The sequence below is a fragment of the Pseudoxanthomonas daejeonensis genome (assembly GCF_010093205.1).
Classification (GTDB): Bacteria; Pseudomonadota; Gammaproteobacteria; order Xanthomonadales; family Xanthomonadaceae; genus Pseudoxanthomonas; species Pseudoxanthomonas daejeonensis.
In genome coordinates this window covers 18,086-31,760 of the sequence record NZ_PDWN01000005.1, presented here as the reverse complement: position 1 = coordinate 31,760, position 13,675 = coordinate 18,086, and the positions used below count along the sequence as shown (strand labels likewise).

The 13,675-nt window shown below is 69.7% G+C and carries 11 protein-coding genes; 3 read left to right on the top strand and 8 right to left on the bottom strand.

Going from position 1 to position 13,675, the window contains the following annotated elements; genetic code table 11:
• The first annotated feature begins 3 nt into the window (after positions 1-3).
• Entirely contained in the window at positions 4-1,026 is a 1,023-nt protein-coding gene (locus CSC65_RS06280; protein ID WP_162409560.1) for an amidohydrolase family protein, read from the top strand.
• Positions 1,027-1,065: 39 nt separating this feature from the next.
• Here the strand turns inward: CSC65_RS06280 and CSC65_RS06275 are convergent, their stop codons facing one another.
• Positions 1,066-2,652, bottom strand: coding sequence for a GMC family oxidoreductase (locus CSC65_RS06275; protein WP_162409872.1), 1,587 nt, complete (start codon positions 2,650-2,652; stop codon positions 1,066-1,068).
• 187 nt (positions 2,653-2,839) lie between these two features.
• Between CSC65_RS06275 and CSC65_RS06270 the strand changes: the two genes are divergently transcribed.
• Positions 2,840-4,204: an NTP/NDP exchange transporter gene (locus tag CSC65_RS06270; protein WP_162409558.1), complete on the top strand. Its 1,365-nt coding sequence runs from the start codon at positions 2,840-2,842 to the stop codon at positions 4,202-4,204.
• Between the two features lie 6 nt (positions 4,205-4,210).
• Here the strand turns inward: CSC65_RS06270 and CSC65_RS06265 are convergent, their stop codons facing one another.
• The 4 genes from CSC65_RS06265 to CSC65_RS06250 form a co-directional block, all read right to left on the bottom strand.
• Positions 4,211-4,588, bottom strand: coding sequence for a hypothetical protein (locus tag CSC65_RS06265; RefSeq protein WP_162409557.1), 378 nt, complete (start codon positions 4,586-4,588; stop codon positions 4,211-4,213).
• Positions 4,589-4,614: 26 nt separating this feature from the next.
• Positions 4,615-5,094 (bottom strand): hotdog fold domain-containing protein, encoded by a 480-nt coding sequence (locus CSC65_RS06260; protein ID WP_162409555.1) that lies wholly within the window; start codon positions 5,092-5,094, stop codon positions 4,615-4,617.
• 159 nt (positions 5,095-5,253) lie between these two features.
• Positions 5,254-7,725, bottom strand: coding sequence for an acyl-CoA dehydrogenase (locus CSC65_RS06255; RefSeq protein WP_162409553.1), 2,472 nt, complete (start codon positions 7,723-7,725; stop codon positions 5,254-5,256).
• Complete coding sequence (locus CSC65_RS06250) at positions 7,722-8,672, bottom strand: alpha/beta fold hydrolase (RefSeq protein WP_162409551.1); 951 nt, start codon at positions 8,670-8,672, stop codon at positions 7,722-7,724. Before CSC65_RS06250 ends, CSC65_RS06255 begins: the two co-directional genes overlap by 4 nt.
• Positions 8,673-8,825: 153 nt before the next feature.
• Here CSC65_RS06250 and CSC65_RS06245 point away from each other — a divergent pair, with 153 nt between their 5' ends.
• The gene (locus tag CSC65_RS06245; protein ID WP_162409549.1) at positions 8,826-9,422 is read left to right on the top strand and encodes a TetR/AcrR family transcriptional regulator; all 597 of its coding nucleotides are present in this window, start codon (positions 8,826-8,828) and stop codon (positions 9,420-9,422) included.
• A 124-nt stretch (positions 9,423-9,546) separates the two neighbouring features.
• Here CSC65_RS06245 and pepQ read toward each other — a convergent pair whose 3' ends face one another.
• From pepQ to CSC65_RS06230, 3 genes are all read right to left on the bottom strand, one after another.
• Complete coding sequence (pepQ, locus tag CSC65_RS06240; RefSeq protein WP_162409547.1) at positions 9,547-10,869, bottom strand: Xaa-Pro dipeptidase; 1,323 nt, start codon at positions 10,867-10,869, stop codon at positions 9,547-9,549.
• Positions 10,870-10,937: 68 nt separating this feature from the next.
• Complete coding sequence (locus tag CSC65_RS06235) at positions 10,938-11,288, bottom strand: PilZ domain-containing protein (protein ID WP_162409545.1); 351 nt, start codon at positions 11,286-11,288, stop codon at positions 10,938-10,940.
• Positions 11,285-13,663 (bottom strand): DUF1631 domain-containing protein, encoded by a 2,379-nt coding sequence (locus tag CSC65_RS06230; RefSeq protein WP_162409543.1) that lies wholly within the window; start codon positions 13,661-13,663, stop codon positions 11,285-11,287. The genes CSC65_RS06235 and CSC65_RS06230 overlap by 4 nt, the downstream gene beginning before the upstream one ends.
• Positions 13,664-13,675 lie beyond the last annotated feature (12 nt).

The following is a 13,675-nucleotide window of genomic DNA, read 5'->3' as shown; positions in this document are numbered from 1 at the left end:
CGCATGAAGGCATCCGTTCTGGTCGTCGCTGCCATGCTGGTGGCTGCGGCTCCCCTTGTCCACGCGGCCGGAAACGATGGCACGCCCGGTCCGGTGATCGACATGCACGTGCACGCCTGGCCGCTGGAGGCGCCCCCGGGTGCACCGGTCTGTCCGGGGTCGCAAGGGGTGACGATGCCCGTCGCCGATCCGCGCGCGCCGTTCGATTTTTCCGCTTTCCCCGGTTGCGAGAAGCCGCTGCTGGCGCCTTCCGGCGACCAGGCGCTGCAGGACCAGAGCATCGCCGAGCTTCGCCGCCACAACGTGCGCCGAGCCGTGCTCGACGGCACGCCCGAGCGGGTGGCGCAGTGGCGACAGGCCGCGCCCGGGCTGTTCCTGCCGGCCGTGGCGTTCGGCAAGAAGAAGGAACTGTCGACGGACGAGATGCGTCGCCTGCATCGCGAAGGTCGCCTGCAGGCCTTCGCCGAAGTGGCCATGCAGTACCGCGGCCTGCGCGCGGACGACCCGCGCTACGAACCCTATTTCGCGCTGGCCGAGGAGCTCGACGTCCCCGTCGGGATCCACCTGGGCGAGGGACCGCCGGGCGCGGCGCGCTTCCCCGGCTACGCGGACTACCGCGCCAGCGCGACCTCGCCGTTCCAGCTGGAAGAAGTGCTCCGACGACATCCGAAGCTGCGCGTCTACGTCATGCACTACGGCTCGCCGCTGGTCGACGAGATGATCGCCATGATGTACACCCATCCGGGCCTTTACGTGGACGTGGGCTGCAACGACTGGCAGTTCCCGCGGGCCCAGTTCCACGACGCGTTGAGGCGCATGGTCGAAGCGGGGTTCGGCAAGCGGATCCTGTTCGGTTCGGACCAGATGTACTGGCCCGGCGCCATCGGCGAGGCGATCGCCGCGATCGAGGACGCGCCGTTCCTGGACGCGGCGCAGAAGCGCGACATCCTCTACCACAACGCCGCGCGCTTCCTTCGACTGGGCGAGGCGGAGATCGCAGCCGACCATCGTCGGCTCGCCCAGTAGACGCGGTCGGGTTTCAAAAGCCCGCTTCTGCACGCCGGTTCAGGCAGCAAGCCCTCGCACAAGGTCGGCGGCGCGCTCGGCGATCATGATCGTGGGCGCATTGGTGTTGCCGCCGACCAGGGACGGCATCACCGAGGCATCCACGACGCGCAGCCGCTCGATCCCGCGCACGCGCAACTGCGGATCGACCACCGCGCCACTGTCGGTGCCCATCCGGCAGGTGCCGACCGGGTGATAGATGCTCTCGGCCTTGGCACGGACGAAGTCCGCCAGCTCGGCATCGGTCAGGTCCTCGCGCGACGGGTAGATCGGCGCACCGCGCCAGCGGTCGAACGCCGGTTGCGCCAGCAGCTCGCGCGACAGCCGCGCGCATTCCACCATCACCTTCAGGTCGAAGCCCTCCGCATCGGACAGGTAGCCCGCCTCGATGCGCGGCGGCGATCCCGGCGCGGCATCGCGCAGCCCGATCCGGCCGCGGCTGCGAGGGCGCAGGAAGCAGGCGTGCACGGTGAAGCCGTCGCCGTTCAGGCGGTTGCGGCCGTGGTCGTCGAGCATCGCCGGGACGAAATGGAACTGGACGTCGGGCCGTTCGTCGCTGGCCAACGACGAGCGCACGAAGCCGCCGGCTTCGGCGATGTTGCTGGTGCCCGCGCCACGGCGGCCGCGCAGGAACCAGTCGAACGCGATCCCCAGCTCGCTGGCGCGGTCGTAGCTGACCCCGGGCGGGCAGTGGCGCAGGGTGCACACGTCGAGGTGATCCTGCAGGTTGGCACCCACGCCGGGCACGTCGGCGGCCACCGCGATGCCATGGCGTCCCAGTTCACCGGCCGGGCCGACGCCGGACAGCATCAGCAACTGCGGCGAATTGATCGCCCCGCCGCAGAGCAGCACTTCGGCTTCGGCGGTGGCGCAGTGCAGGCGGCCGCGTCGGCGGTACTCCACGCCGGTCGCGCGACCGCGCTCGATCACGACGCGCTGCACCTGCGCGCCGGTGACCACGTGCAGGTTCGGCCGAGCGCGCGCCGGGGCCAGGTAGGCGGCCGCAGCCGAGCAGCGCGCACCATCGCGCTGGGTCACCTGGTAGAGGCCGACGCCGGCTTGCGCCGCGCCGTTGAAATCGTCGTTGCGCGGCCACCCGGCCTGCACGCCGGCGTCGACGAACGCCTGCGAGAGCGGATTGACGTGGCGCAGGTCCGACACGCGCAGCGGACCGTCCGCGCCGTGCAGCGGTCCGGCACCGCGGGCATTGCCCTCGGCGCGCAGGAAGTACGGCAGCACCGCCTTCCAGCGCCATCCATCGGCACCGGCGGAATGCCACTCGTCGTAGTCGCGCGGGGTGCCACGGGTGTAGCACATCGCGTTGATCGAGCTGGAGCCGCCCAGGACCTTGCCGCGAGGCCACCAGAGGCGACGGGCGCACAGGGCCGGCTCCGGCTCGGTGCTGTAGTCCCAGTTGATCGTGCGGTTGTTGACCAGCCGGCCCAGGCCGGCGGGCATGTGGATCAGTGGATTCCAGTCGCGAGGCCCGGCCTCGAGCAACAGCACGCGGCAGGCCGGATCCTCGCTAAGCCGGGCGGCCAGCACGCAGCCGGCCGAGCCGGCGCCAATCACGATGTAGTCGTACACACGCCCCCCGTCGGCCGTGGGCGGCATTGCCCCGACCCGACGGCAATGCTGTCGGCCGGCATGCGTCCGGCGCAAGTGTTGCGTCGCCCCGCTGCGCCGCTGGCGATGTTGCAGTGCATCGGATACCGTGCGCGCCAAGGACGGGCCTGCGCGGCCGGCCGGTACGACTCCCAGGACCGCCTAGCCCATGACTGCTGCAGACACGGCCTCCTCCCGGCTTGGCCGGCTCCGCTCGGCAATGGCCGAGTCGCCGCCGCTGCTGTGGTCGTTCGCGTACTTTTTCTGCCTGCTCAGCGGCTACTACGTGCTGCGTCCGGTGCGCGAGGCCATGGCTGCCTCCAGCGACGTCGAGGCGGTCTTCCCGCCCGCGCTGATCGCGTTCTTCGCCGATCGCGGCGTGGCGCTGGGCGAATTCACCCTGCAGTTCATCTTCACCGCGGTGTTCGTGATCATGCTGCTGCTGCAGCCGGTGTATGGCTGGCTGGTCAGCCGTTTCCCGCGGCGGGTGTTCCTGCCGGCGATCTACGTGTTCTTTATCGTCACCTTGCTGCTGTTCTACGCGATGTTCGACAGCGGCGTGGCCGGGCGCGGACTGGCCTTCATCCTGTGGATCACGGTGTTCAACCTGTTCGCGGTCGCCGTGTTCTGGAGCTTCATGGCCGACATCTACAGCAATGCGGAGGCCAAGCGGTACTACGGCTACATCGGCGCGGCAGGCACCCTGGGTGCGTTCCTGGGACCGGTGCTGACCCGGACGCTGGTGGAGCGGGTCGGCATCGCCAACATGATGCTGGTGTCGGCGGCTTTGCTGACGGTGTGCGTGGTGTGCATCGCGCGGCTGCGCCAGTACGCGGTGGCGCGCGAGGCCGAGCGCGGGCTGGCCAGCGGCGAGAAACCGATGGGGGGCCAGATCCTGGCGGGCCTGAAGCTGGTGGCCAGGGAGCCGCTGCTGCGCTGGCTGGCGCTGCTGGTGGTGCTGGGCGTGGGCATCGGCACCCTGCTGTACAACGAACAGAACCGGATCGCGCGCACCGCGTTCGCCACCGCCGAGGAGCGCGCCGCGTTCTTCTCGACCCTGGACCTGGCGGTGAACTCGCTCACCCTGGTGGTGCAGCTGCTGATCACCCGCGCGCTGATGTCGCGCTTCGGCATCGCCCCGGCGCTGCTGATCCCCGGCTTCGCGATCATCCTGGGCTTCTCGATCCTGGCCGCCTCACCGTTGCCGATGATGATCGCGGTGGTGCAGGTATTCACCCGCGCCAGCGAGTTCGCGCTGGCCAAGCCGGCGCGCGAGACGATCTACACCCGGGTCGGGCGCGAGTGGCGCTACAAGGCCGGTGCGGCGATCGACACGGTGATCTACCGCGGCGCCGACCTGACCTTCGTCTGGCTGCACAAGTTCCTGTCCGCGTTCGGCTCCAGCGCTGTGTTCGGCTTCGGCGTGCTGGTGGCCGGCATGATGACGTTCTCGGCGGTCAGGCTGCTGCGGCAGGAGAAGGAGCTGCCGGGCGGTCGCGAAACATCCGCGGTGACCGGCGGCGAACCGGCCTGAGGTCGCTCAGGCCGCAAGCAGCGGCCATGCGAACAGTACCGCGCCGAGCACGAACAGCGCGGTCAGGATGTGGACGATGGGCCGGTTGATGCGCAGGAACACGAACTGCTCGACCGTGCGCCCCACCCAGAACAGCAGCATGAACCACAGCACCGCCCTGCCCAGCGGTGTGCCGCGCAGCTGCGCCGGAAACAGCAGGCACAGCATCCCGATGCCGAGGAAGACGTAGACCAGGCGCAGGTTGAGGATCTGGGTGATGGCCCGGGTCGGCAGGTCGACCCGGGCCAGCTCGCGCTTCCAGTCGAACAGCTTCCAGAACGCCAGGTGGAAGGCAGCGAAGGCGAAGCTGTGCAGTGCGCACAGCAGCAGGGGAATGTCGTGCATGGTGCCCTCCTTCATCGGTGGCGCGATCAGCCCGTGCGCGCGGGCTTGGGCGATACCCACATCGCGATGCGCGCGCGGAACACCGCATCGCCGTCGCGATCGCGCACCACCACCCCGACCGGCAGGTCATAGCCTTCGCTCGCCTCGACCAGCGGCACGTCCGGCAGGGCGACCGCATGCATCGGGCCGGTGGCCTTCTTCAGGTATTCCACGGTCATGCCGCGCGGGATCCAGCGCATCGATCCGGGCAGGCTGGCGTCGGTCATAACACCTGCTACCAGTTCGGCCAGGTTGCACAGCGCGATCGCGTGGACCGTGCCGATGTGGTTGGTCACCTTGTGCCGGTGGCGGATGGTCGCCTCGCAGCGGCCCGGTTCCAGCCGGGTGATGCGCGGGGCGATGGTGGCGAAGTAGGGCGCCTTGAAGCACACCGCGCGCGAGAACAGCCAATCGCCGGCTGGCCAGCGCTGCAGTCGATGCCAGGTGTCGAGCAGGCGATTGGCCATGGCGGATCCTGTGGTGGGCGGTGGACGATGCGGGGCGGTCCTGCGGGGCCGGCCCCGCTACGGTGTGTCGATCCCGCCTGCAGGCCTTGGATACGAAGACGGCGGGCTTGGGCCCGCCGTCGTGTGAGTGCAATGCAGGTCGCGTGCTTCTACAGCGGCTCAGGCCGCTTCGCGCGCACCCGGGCGGGGCTGGTCGTAATAGCTTGCGGCGCGCAGCTCGTGGACATCGAAGTCGTCCACGGTGATCGCCTCGAGGGTGATCTGGCGCAGTTCTTCCAGCAGCTTGCGTTCCTCGGCGCTGATCACGCCCTCGGCCACGGCCTCGTCCAGCTGCGCGGGGAATTCCAGCGCCTCGATGCCCTTGGTCTTGAGCGCCTTGAGGAACTTGCGCTCGACCGGCTCGGCCTGCACGGCCTTGGCCAGGTAGCTGTCGATGCGGCCGCCCGGGTTGTTCGGGCACGGGGTCAGGAACACGCCCACGCCCAGGCGGTCGCGCGCTTCGTTCGGGGTCATCAGCAGCGAAGCGACGCGGTGGTTGAGGCGGTCGCCCGGGGCCTCGGCGCGGCGGCCGAGCGGGAACACCAGCGCCCACAGCGCCCAGCCGACCGGACGGATCGGGAAGTTGCGCAGCGCGTCCGACAGCGCGGTCTCGATCACGTGGAAGCTGTTGTACATGCTCCACGCCAGCAGCGGCTTGTCGGCCTCCGGCGCACCTTCGTCGTGGTAGCGCTTGAGCACCGCGCCGGCCATGTACAGGTGGCTGAGCACGTCGCCCAGGCGGCCCGACAGCGATTCCTTGAACTTCAGCTTGCCGCCGAGCAGCAGCATCGACACGTCGGCCATCAGCGCCAGGTTGGCGGCGTAGCGGTCGAGCTTGCGGAAGAACGGACGGGTGTAGTCGTCGCCCGGCGCGCCACCGACCTTCGAACCGGTCAGGCCGAACCAGAACGAACGGAACGCGTTGGAGATGCCGTAGCGCACGTGGCCCGACAGGCTCTCGTCGAAGCTCTCCAGCGCAGCGGCGCGGTCCGGGTCCTGCGCGGCCTTCATTTCCTTCATCACCCACGGATGGCACAGGATCGCGCCCTGGCCGAAGATCAGCAGGCTGCGGGTCATGATGTTGGCGCCCTCGACCGTGATGCCGATCGGCGCGGCCTGCCAGCTGCGGCCGGCGAAGTTGCGCGGCCCGAGGATGATGCCCTTGCCGCCGATCACGTCCATCACGTCGGAGATGACTTCACGGCCCATGTTGTTGCAGTGGTACTTGGCGATGGCCGATGGCACCGAAGGCACGTCGCCGCGGTCCACCGCAGCGGCCGTCGCCTGCGACAGCGCGCTGATCGTGTAGGCCTTGCCGCCGATCCGGGCCAGCGCTTCCTCCACGCCCTCGAAGCGGCCGATCGACAGGCCGAACTGCTTGCGGATCCGGGCGTAGGCGCCGGTCACGCGCGCGCCGAACTTGGCGCCACCCGAAGCGGTCGAGGGCAGGGTGATCGAGCGGCCCACGGCCAGGCATTCGTTGAGCATGTTCCAGCCCTTGCCGGCCAGCTCGGCACCGCCGATCAGCTGGCTCAGCGGGATGAACACGTCGCGGCCGCGGATCGGGCCGTTCTGGAACGGCGAGTTCAGCGGGAAGTGGCGGCGACCGATTTCCACGCCGGCGGTGTCGCGCGGCAGCAGGGCCAGGGTGATGCCGATGTCCTTGGTGTCGCCGAGCAGGCCTTCCGGGTCATACATGCGGAATGCCAGGCCGACCAGGGTCGCCACCGGGGCCAGGGTGATGTAGCGCTTGTCGAACGTGAGCTTCACGCCGAGGACGTTCGCGCCCTCCCACTCGCCCTTGCAGACGATGCCGAAGTCCGGGATCGAGGTGGCGTCGGAGCCGGCGAACGGGCCGGTCAGGCCGAAGCACGGCACTTCCTGGCCGATCGCCAGGCGCGGCAGGTAATAGTCCTTCTGCTCCTGGGTTCCGTAGTGGTTGAGCAGCTCGCCCGGGCCCAGCGAGTTGGGCACGCCGACGGTGGAGCTGACCACGCTGGAGACCGAGGCGATCTTCTGGATCACCTTGTGGTGGGCCAGCGCCGAGAAGCCCAGGCCGCCGTACTGCTTGGGGATGATCATGCCGAAGAAGCGGTTCTTCTTGACGAACTCCCACATCTCCGGCGGCAGGTCGGCGTGGACGTGGGTGATCTCCCAGTCGTTGATCATCGTGCACAGCTCTTCGACCGGCCCGTCGAGGAAGGCCTGCTCCTCGGTGGTCAGCTGCGGCTTGGGATAGTTCAGCAGCATGTTCCAGTCCGGATCACCGGTGAACAGCTCGCCTTCGAAGCCGACCGAGCCGGTCTCCAGCGCGATGCGTTCGGTCTGCGACAGCGGCGGCAGGATCCGGCGGAAGACATTGAGCAGCGGTGCGACGATCAGCGGCTTGCGGATCGCGGGGATCAGCAGCGGAATGGCGACCAGCGCCGAGAGGATGCCGATCACCGCCACGGTCGCGTGGTGTGCGCCCAGCAGCCAGCAGGCGACCAGGGCGACGGCCAGCAACGCGGCCCAGGTGGCCAGCCGCAGCCGGTGGTAGGCGGCGAACCCGCCGATCAACAGAAAGGCCAGGATGGGCGCGGCAATGCTCATGGGTTTGCTCCAGTGACGGGCGAGGACGCCCTTTGCACGGCGGAACTGCCGGTCCCCTCGGTCCGGTCCAGTTCCGCCAGGTATTCCAGCACGGTGGCGGTAAAGCGGTCGTTGTCGTCCCCGGCCAGCATATGCGTGGCATCGGCGAGCTGCACGTGTCGGGCGTGCGGAGCCAGTTCGAGGAAATCGGCGACGGTGCGTTCGGACACCAGGTCGCTGCGGCCACCGCTGACCAGCAGCAGCGGGCAGCGCACGTTGCGCGTGGCTTCTGCGATGTCGTCCTGGTGTTGCTCGCTGTCGCGCGCAAATTCGTCGACCAGGCGCGGATCCCAGTGCCAGCGCCAGCGGCCGTCTTCGCCCTCGCGCAGCAGCTCGCGCAAAGCGCCGGGCGACTTCCCGGGCTCGCGACGCCGGTGCGGCAGGTAGATGGCGATGCGCTCGGCGGCGTGCTCCAGTGAATCGAAGCCGTCGGGGAAGGCGGTCATGAAGCCGAGGATGCGCTCCACCCCTGCCGTCTCCCAGCGCGGCGTGATGTCGACCAGGACCATCGCCCGGAACAGGCCTGGCCAGCGCGCTTCGGCCAGCAGGCCGAACAGGCCGCCCATCGAGGCGGCGACCAGCAGTGGCGGGCGCGGCTGTTCGCCGGCCAGGACGATCAGGTCGTCGGTGAACTGGTGGCCGGTATAGCAATCGCCCTCGGCGTTGCGATCCGAGCCGCCGTGCCCACGCGCGTCATACGCCAGGCCGTCATGCCCGTGCTGCGCCAACGACTGCGCCGTCGCCGCCCATGCGCGACGGGTCTGGCCGAAGCCATGCGCGTACAGCACCGAAGCGGTTGCATCGACGGCCGTACCCGGCAGGCAATGACGACTGGCGGCCAGTCGCAGCCCCGCACCTTGCAGGTGCAGGTCGCTTGCCAGCGGGGCGACAGTGGCGGCCGGGTCCATACGAGATGGTATGGATGGGTTGCGTGGAAAGTCAATACGAATGCGTATGGCAAAGGACCGTCCGGGATGGCGAGGGCGGGGGCCTTTGATAAGGCACGGTTTCCCTCGCAACGACGTACTGCAACGCACTGCTGCGTATGGTTAAATCCGGACATGAACCCGACATCGATGGCTCCACCCTCTTCACCTGCGCCCGCGCGCAGCGCCCGTCTCAGCGCTGCCGACTGGGCCCAGGTCGCCTTGGACGTCATTGCCGAGCAGGGCGTGGCCGCGGTCGCGGTCGAGCCGCTGGCGCGGCGCCTGGGCGTGACCAAGGGCAGCTTCTACTGGCATTTCCCTTCACGCGACGCGCTGCTGCAGGCCGCGCTCGAGCGCTGGGAGGAAGTGGAACAGGAGCAGGTGTTCGGCAGCCTGGAGGACGTTCCCGATCCGCGCGAGCGACTGCGCATGCTGTTCCAGCTGGTCGGGCACGAAACCAAGCCGCACGCGATCTACAGCGAACTGCTCAAGGCGCTGGACCATCCGGCCGTGCAGCCGGTGATCCAGCGCGTCTCGCAGCGGCGCCTGGAATACCTCACCGCCTCGTTCCGCCAGGCCGGCCTGGGCCGCGCCGAGGCGCAGAACCGCGCGCGGCTCACCTACGCGGCCTATGTCGGCTTCCTGCAACTGCGGCCGCACCAGCCGAAGATGACCCACGAGGAATTCGAGGAATACCTCGAACACGTGATCAACACGCTGATCCCGGTCTGACCGCCGCCGGAACGCCCGGCAGGGCGGGGACTGCCCCGCTCGCTTGCATCGGCCGAACCCGGGGGCAGCGGGGCACGCCCCGCTCCACGAAGGCGCCGGGGCGATCGCCGTCCGGGCGCAGGTTCTATCCGGCGAACGCCGGCCGGGTCAGGTTTTCGGCCGCGCCGTCGGTGCACAGCACCTCGTCTTCGATGCGGATGCCGCCGTAGGGCCGGAACGCGTCCACGCGCGCCCAGTCGACGCTGGCGGCGTGGCCGTTCTTCTTCACCTCGTCCAGCAGCATGTCGATGAAGTACAGGCCCGGTTCGATGGTGACGACCATGCCCGGCTCCAGTACGCGGGTCATGCGCAGGTAGGGGTGGCCCTCCGGCCGGGCGATCGTGCCGCCGCGATCGCTGGCGGCGAAGCCGGCCACGTCGTGCACCTGCAGGCCGATCGGATGGCCCAGGCCGTGCGGGAAGAACGCCGCGCTCACACCGGTGGCCAGTGCCGCTTCCGGGGAGACCTTCAGCACGCCGAAGTCCTTGAGGATGCCCATTAGCGACAGGTGCGCATCCACGTGCAACTGGCGGTAGTCAGCGCCCGCCCGCACGCCGGCACACATGGCCTGCTGCGCGGCGTCGACCGCCTCGATCATCGACTGGAACTCGCTGCCGCGGTCGGCCGCGTAGGTGCGGGTGATGTCGGAGGCGTAGCCGCAGTGGCTGGCACCGGCGTCGATCAGGAAGCTGAGCGACTCGGTCGGTGGGTCGCGGTCCAGTTCGGTGTAATGCAGGACGGCGCCGTGCGTGTTGAGCGCGACGATGTTCTGGTACGGCACCTCGGTGGCGTCCTGGCGCGCGGCCTCGCAGTACGCCATGTGGATGTCGAACTCGCCGGCGCCGGCGCGGAACGCGCGCTCGGCGGCGCGGTGCGCGTGCGCGGCTTTGCGCTGGGCCACGCGCATCAGCGCGACCTCGTAGGGCGTCTTGTACGAGCGCTGGTAGTGCAGGTAGTCCAGCGCCGGGGCCGGATTGTTCGGCACGTAGTCACCGAGCGCGCTGTTGGCTTCGCCCAGGATCGCGCAGCGCGCCGCCGGGCCCGGCAGCAGCGGCAACGCTTCTTCCGGTGTGCGGATCACGTGCACGTCCACGTGCTCCACCCACCACCCGTTCGGTGCCTCCGGCACCACGTGCCAGTAGTCGAACGGCTGCAGGTAGATGACCTTCGGGCGCTGCCCGGGGGTGTAGACCAGCCAGCTGTCGGTCACCCGGGTCAGCGGCAGCCAGTGCTTGAAATGCGGATTGACCGCGAACGGATAGTCGCGGTCGTCGAACAGCTGGTAATGGCGGCGGCCACTGGGAATGAGCAGGTGCTCGTGGCCGCTGCGCAGCAGCGCCTCGTCGGCGCGCGCGCGCAGTGTCGCCAGGTGCTGGGGGTAGAGCGTAGCGGGATCGGCGGCGTTCATCGGCGGGTCCGGAACGGAAAGGCGCAAGTGTGCCCGATCCGGCGGAAACCGGCCCTTAAGACGCGCGATCAGGTCGCGGCGGCTTCCTCGCCGGCGCGCACCCAGTCGCGGATGTGGCTGCGGTGTTCCTCGGAAATGGTCAGGAACCGGAACCCGCACCAGCTCTGGCCCGGGGTGTTCGCCGGGACCGCCCACAGCAGGTGCACGCCGATGCCGATGGGCGCGATCGGGCCGCGGCCGGTGAGGTGGAAGCGCAGCTGGTAGAGCGCGTCCTCGACCAGCGGCACCGAGGCGATCAGCAGCATGCCGCTTTCGGACAGGTTGCCGAGCTGGCCGATGACCTCGTCGGTCATCGCATCGATGACCGGCACGCTTTCGGTGACATGGCGGCGCGGGGCGCGGCGGGCGTCGTGGATCATGCGCTGGCAGCTCCCAGTGCGCCGTCATCGGACCGCCCGGCCAGGCCGCGCAGCACGCGCAGCGTTGCATGCCAGGCCCGGTCGATCAGCCGGCCCTTGTCTTCGGTGACGATTCGCGCCTGGCCCTGCGCCATCAGCCGGGCCAGGCTGTCGAGCGACTGCTCGCCGACCTTGTGGCCCCGCGCGTTGACGAACAGCGCGTTGTCGGTGACCGGGCTGTACCAGGAGAGCCGCTGCCGGCGCACGTCGCCCTGCTGGTTGTGCACGAACTCGAACCAGGTGCCGAACGGCAGCGTGCGCAGGTGTTCGTAGCAGCCCTGTTCCTCGGTGGTGCGCGCGGGCGGCTTCACCTTCTTGGCCTCGGCGTGCTCGCCTTCGCCCAGGCGCGCGCGGGCCTTGAGCTTGGCGGTCAGCTCGGTGCGCGAGGTGTTCTCGTCCTCGTCGCTGCGCGAGAGGCGGCGCGCGATCGCGCTGGCTTCGTCCTCGTGGTACCCGACCTGGCGCAACGCCGAATCGATCTGTCCCGCCAGCTCCGGATCGGCCGGCGCCTCGGCGGCGCAGGTGATGTCGATGATGCGGCCGGTCGCTTCCTCGCGCTCGCGCCACTCCTCCGATTCCTCGCCGTGGCGCAACGCGGTCAGGGTCAGCACGTCGGCCCAGGCCTGGTTGATCAGTGCCTGCACGAACTGCGGCGGCTTGCGCCCGCCCAGGCGCGCGGCGATGGTCGTCGCCGCGCTGTGCTTGGCGGTCTCCAGCCGGTCGCGGCCACGCGCGGCCTCCACCTGGCGGCGCTCGCTGACCTCGGCCTTGTGCGCCTGCGCGCGGTAGTGCTCCTGCACTTCGCGGTTGGCGCGCTCGAACACGGACTCGTCGCCGGCGTATTCCTCCACCACCTTGTCCACGGCCTGTTCCAGGCGCAGGACCAGCTGCGGGTCGGCGTCGTCGTCGGCCAGCCAGGTGGCCCCGGACTCGGCCACCGAATTGAGCAGTTCACGCGCCGGATGCTGGTCGCGGACGAAGAAGCTGCGGTCCTGCACCGCGGCGCGCACCACCGGCACCTGCAGCTTCTCGAGCAGGTCCTGCGCCGGCGCATCCTCGTGCACCTCGCGCCCGATCTCGTGGTACAGCATGCCCAGCAGTTCGAACGTGTCGCTGTGTTCCTGCGACAGGCCGGCTTCGGGCCCGTGCGATTCGCGCATCCGCGCCAGCATCGCCTGGCGCAGGTCGTCCACGGTCCGCCGGGGGCGGCCGGAGGTGCGCGCCGGCGAGGGGATGGCCTGCATCGCCCCGAGCACGTTGACCACCGCGTCGAGTGGAAGGATGACGCCGGGCATCTGTCCGGCCGCGCCGGCGAGCCCGGCGTTGCCCGACAGGCCGCCGCGATGTTCGGTGAGCATGCCCTGCAGCGCGGCGAAGACCGCCTGCTCCGGGATCTCCCCCGCGCTGGCCTGGGCGGCTTCGGCGGGCGCGGCCTCGCCTTCGCCTGTCTCGGCACCGGGATGCGGCTGGCGTGAGGCCAGACCGGCCATCAGCGCCCCGCTCCATGCCGAGGGTCGTGCCTGGCCGTGCCATCCGGTCAGCGGACGCTGGCTGACCGCGCCGGCAGAGCCGGACGCGGCACCGCGTCCGCGACTTTGACCCTGGGTGCGGGGCCGGTAGGGCAGGTAGACCAGGCCGGGCAGCACGCCTTCGTGGGTCAGCAGCACGTTGAGCCGCTCGACCAGCTCGCCGTAGCGCTCCATCACCTGGCGCTCGAAGACCCGGTACAGCAGCAGCTGCGAATCCAGGGTCATGTGCAAGGTGTCGCCGGCATCGCGCAGCACGCGGCACAGCGCGAACGGGCCGATGGGCAGGCGCTCGGGATCGAACGCGGGGCGTCCGGCGAGCACGGCGAAGCGTTGGCCCAGCAGCAGCAGCGGGGTACCGCCGCGCTGCGCCTCGCGACGTCCGATCTCGCGCAGGACGATGTCGCGGTCCAGGTCGGTGTCCTCGACCAGGGTCAGGCGCTGGAACTGCAGTGGATCCTGCGGCGGCGGTTCTTCGGCGGGATCGTGTTCGGGTGTTTCGCGCAGGCGGGCGAGCGAGGTCTCGAGGCCGGCCAGGTAGCGCGGCACGACGTCGGCGCGGTGCTGGCGCAGGCGCTGCAGTTCGGCGAAATGCTCGGACTGCTGCTGGCTGCTGCGTGCGCGGTCGGCCTGCTTGAACAGCTGGCGCTCGAACTCGTTGAGCGCCAGGTTCAACGAGGTGGTCAGGGTCTGCCCGGCCAGCGCGTTGATCGCCTCGAGGATATGGCGCACGCGCGGAGGCAACGCCGCATTCGCGAGCGTTCGCGATGCAGCGCCAATAATTGATGTTGGTCGAACGGTAGATGACATCCGGTGGCCCGG

Excerpts from the sequence above, each read along its gene's own strand:
- CSC65_RS06265 (WP_162409557.1), bottom strand. The coding sequence starts at position 4,588 with ATGCACGACATTCCCCTGCTGCTGTGCGCACTGCACAGCTTCGCCTTC.
- CSC65_RS06260 (WP_162409555.1), bottom strand. The coding sequence starts at position 5,094 with ATGGCCAATCGCCTGCTCGACACCTGGCATCGACTGCAGCGCTGGCCA.
- CSC65_RS06255 (WP_162409553.1), bottom strand. The coding sequence starts at position 7,725 with ATGAGCATTGCCGCGCCCATCCTGGCCTTTCTGTTGATCGGCGGGTTC.
- CSC65_RS06235 (WP_162409545.1), bottom strand. The coding sequence starts at position 11,288 with ATGATCCACGACGCCCGCCGCGCCCCGCGCCGCCATGTCACCGAAAGC.
- CSC65_RS06250 (WP_162409551.1), bottom strand. The coding sequence starts at position 8,672 with ATGGACCCGGCCGCCACTGTCGCCCCGCTGGCAAGCGACCTGCACCTG.
- CSC65_RS06280 (WP_162409560.1), top strand. The coding sequence starts at position 4 with ATGAAGGCATCCGTTCTGGTCGTCGCTGCCATGCTGGTGGCTGCGGCT.
- CSC65_RS06230 (WP_162409543.1), bottom strand. The coding sequence starts at position 13,663 with ATGTCATCTACCGTTCGACCAACATCAATTATTGGCGCTGCATCGCGA.
- CSC65_RS06270 (WP_162409558.1), top strand. The coding sequence starts at position 2,840 with ATGACTGCTGCAGACACGGCCTCCTCCCGGCTTGGCCGGCTCCGCTCG.
- CSC65_RS06245 (WP_162409549.1), top strand. The coding sequence starts at position 8,826 with ATGAACCCGACATCGATGGCTCCACCCTCTTCACCTGCGCCCGCGCGC.
- pepQ (WP_162409547.1), bottom strand. The coding sequence starts at position 10,869 with ATGAACGCCGCCGATCCCGCTACGCTCTACCCCCAGCACCTGGCGACA.